Genomic DNA, 2,086 nt, shown 5'->3' on the forward strand with positions numbered 1-2,086 from the left:
TTCAATAGCAGCATAACGAGTTTTATTTTCATTCAAAATCCAACTTCCCCAACAAAAAGAATTAGAAGAAGATTGAAAGTCATATAAGCGAACAGTACCAATAGGAAGATTATTATCATTTCGACAAATAATAAAATAATACTCCTGACCTTTTTTTTCTCTATCCTTATAATTCCTAATCCATTTTTTTTGCTCTTCAACTAAAGTAGAAGTTTGAGAAATATGTTTATTAAGATTAGGATCACTTCTTAACTCACAAATAAAGTGAGCATTACTTTCCTCTACTAAACGAAAATGGACTGTATTGGCTTTAAGTTGATTGATATCAAACTGCATTTTGCACTGCCTTTAGAAAACTTGAATAATTACGTATATAATCCGCTTCACTGAAATGCTCACTAGCTAATATCAAAAGAACACAATCCTCTGAAAAATCATACATTTCTCGCCACATCAAACTTTCGATCAAAAGTCCTTTGGTTGGCGATGACAGTACAACTTCTTCTTTATGATAACCGTTGTCTAAAACAAAACGACATTGACCATGCAAACAGATAGCCACCTGTTTTAAATTTTTATGTGCATGAAATCCACGGGGAGAATTTTGCGTATTATTAAAAATATAATACACACGTTTCAATTCAAAAGGGATGGATTGCATTGATTCAAGTGCGACAAGCCCACCTCGTTCATCACTTAAATCCGGTAAATCAATTAATTGCACAAGACTCATAAACTTTCACGCACTAAAGACATCAAATATTGCCCATAATCATTTTTACTCATGCTTTGACCGATTTCTAACACTTTTTCTTTGCTTAACCAGCCATTATTCAAAGCAATTTCTTCCAAACAAGCAACTTTATAACCTTGACGCTTTTCAATTGTTTCTACAAATTGTGCAGCCTCAAGCAGGCTCGAATGTGTTCCTGTATCTAGCCAAGCAAAACCACGTCCAAGCAATTCTACATTTAAATCACCGCGCTCTAAATACATCTGATTGACTGTGGTAATTTCCAATTCTCCACGTTCAGAAGGCTTCACTTGTTTAGCAATTTGAATCACATCATTGTCATAAAAATATAGACCTGTGACAGCAAAGTGAGATTTAGGTTGTTTAGGTTTTTCTTCTAAAGAAATTGCACGTTTCTGCTGATCAAACTCAACCACACCAAAACGTTCAGGATCTTTGACTTGATAACCGAAGACTGTTGCACCTTTAGCTCGGCTAACAGCCTTTTTTAGCATTGGGGTAAAACCTTGGCCATAGAAAATGTTGTCGCCTAGAACTAGACAGACATTACTATCTCCAATAAATTTTTCACCAATAATAAATGCTTGCGCTAAACCGTCTGGACTCGGCTGAATCGCATACTCTAATCGAATACCAAACTGTGATCCATCACCCAGCAAACGTTTAAAGCTATTCAAATCTTCAGGTGTTGTAATGATCAGTACATCCTGAATCCCTGCAAGCATGAGTACTGAAAGTGGATAATAGACCATGGGCTTATCATAAATTGGCAATAGCTGCTTAGACACCCCTTTTGTGATTGGATATAACCGTGTTCCCGAACCACCAGCTAGAATGATTCCTTTAGTTTGATTTGACATTATATATTTACACCTAATCTTTCACGCTGGTAACTACCATCTTGCACACGACGACACCAGTCCAAATTATTCAGATACCATTCAACAGTTTTTTGAATACCTGTCTCAAAGGTCTCTTGAGGACACCAGTTTAATTCTTTTTGAATCTTTTCAGCATCAATTGCATATCTCAGATCATGACCTGGGCGATCCTTCACAAAAGTTATCAAGGATTCATATAATTGCCCATCTGCTTTAGGTTTTAATTCATCCAGTATAGTACAAATGGTTTTTACTACTTCTATATTTCTTTTTTCGTTGTGACCACCAATATTATAAGTTTCTCCCACCCGTCCCTCAGTCACCACAGAGATGGATCCGTAAATTTGAACAACTCCTATAAGTGATATTCTGCTCCTCAAATGATGTTATAAACATCAATATATGGAGTATTTTATGGCACGTAGACCAAGAAGAAATCATTCAAACGACT

At 35.9% G+C, this 2,086-nt stretch carries 3 protein-coding genes and 1 pseudogene; all 4 read right to left on the minus strand.

All coding sequences use genetic code 11. The annotated features are described in order from the left end of the window. The coding region (locus C3420_RS16815; protein WP_146048179.1) for a GNAT family N-acetyltransferase at positions 1–336 on the minus strand (336 nt) is incomplete at its 3' end. After that, positions 326–733 carry a sugar 3,4-ketoisomerase gene (locus C3420_RS16820; protein WP_004813056.1) on the minus strand — a complete coding sequence of 136 codons (408 nt, stop codon included), beginning with the start codon at positions 731–733 and terminating at the stop codon, positions 326–328. The genes C3420_RS16815 and C3420_RS16820, both read right to left, overlap by 11 nt. Beyond that, the gene (rfbA, locus tag C3420_RS16825) at positions 730–1,614 is read right to left on the minus strand and encodes a glucose-1-phosphate thymidylyltransferase RfbA (protein ID WP_004813057.1); all 885 of its coding nucleotides are present in this window, start codon (positions 1,612–1,614) and stop codon (positions 730–732) included. The genes C3420_RS16820 and rfbA overlap by 4 nt, the downstream gene beginning before the upstream one ends. Continuing rightward, positions 1,614–1,961 (minus strand): annotated as a pseudogene (locus tag C3420_RS16830) (GDP-mannose 4,6-dehydratase); the annotation flags it as partial. The gene rfbA and the pseudogene C3420_RS16830, both read right to left, overlap by 1 nt. Positions 1,962–2,086: the final 125 nt, after the last annotated feature.

Source organism: Acinetobacter sp. ACNIH3 (genome assembly GCF_002918965.1).
Lineage (GTDB): Bacteria > Pseudomonadota > Gammaproteobacteria > Pseudomonadales > Moraxellaceae > Acinetobacter > Acinetobacter schindleri.

Bases quoted from the DNA above. Each gene is read 5' to 3' on its own strand.
- C3420_RS16820 (WP_004813056.1), bottom strand. From the start codon at position 733: ATGAGTCTTGTGCAATTAATTGATTTACCGGATTTAAGTGATGAACGA.
- rfbA (WP_004813057.1), bottom strand. From the start codon at position 1,614: ATGTCAAATCAAACTAAAGGAATCATTCTAGCTGGTGGTTCGGGAACA.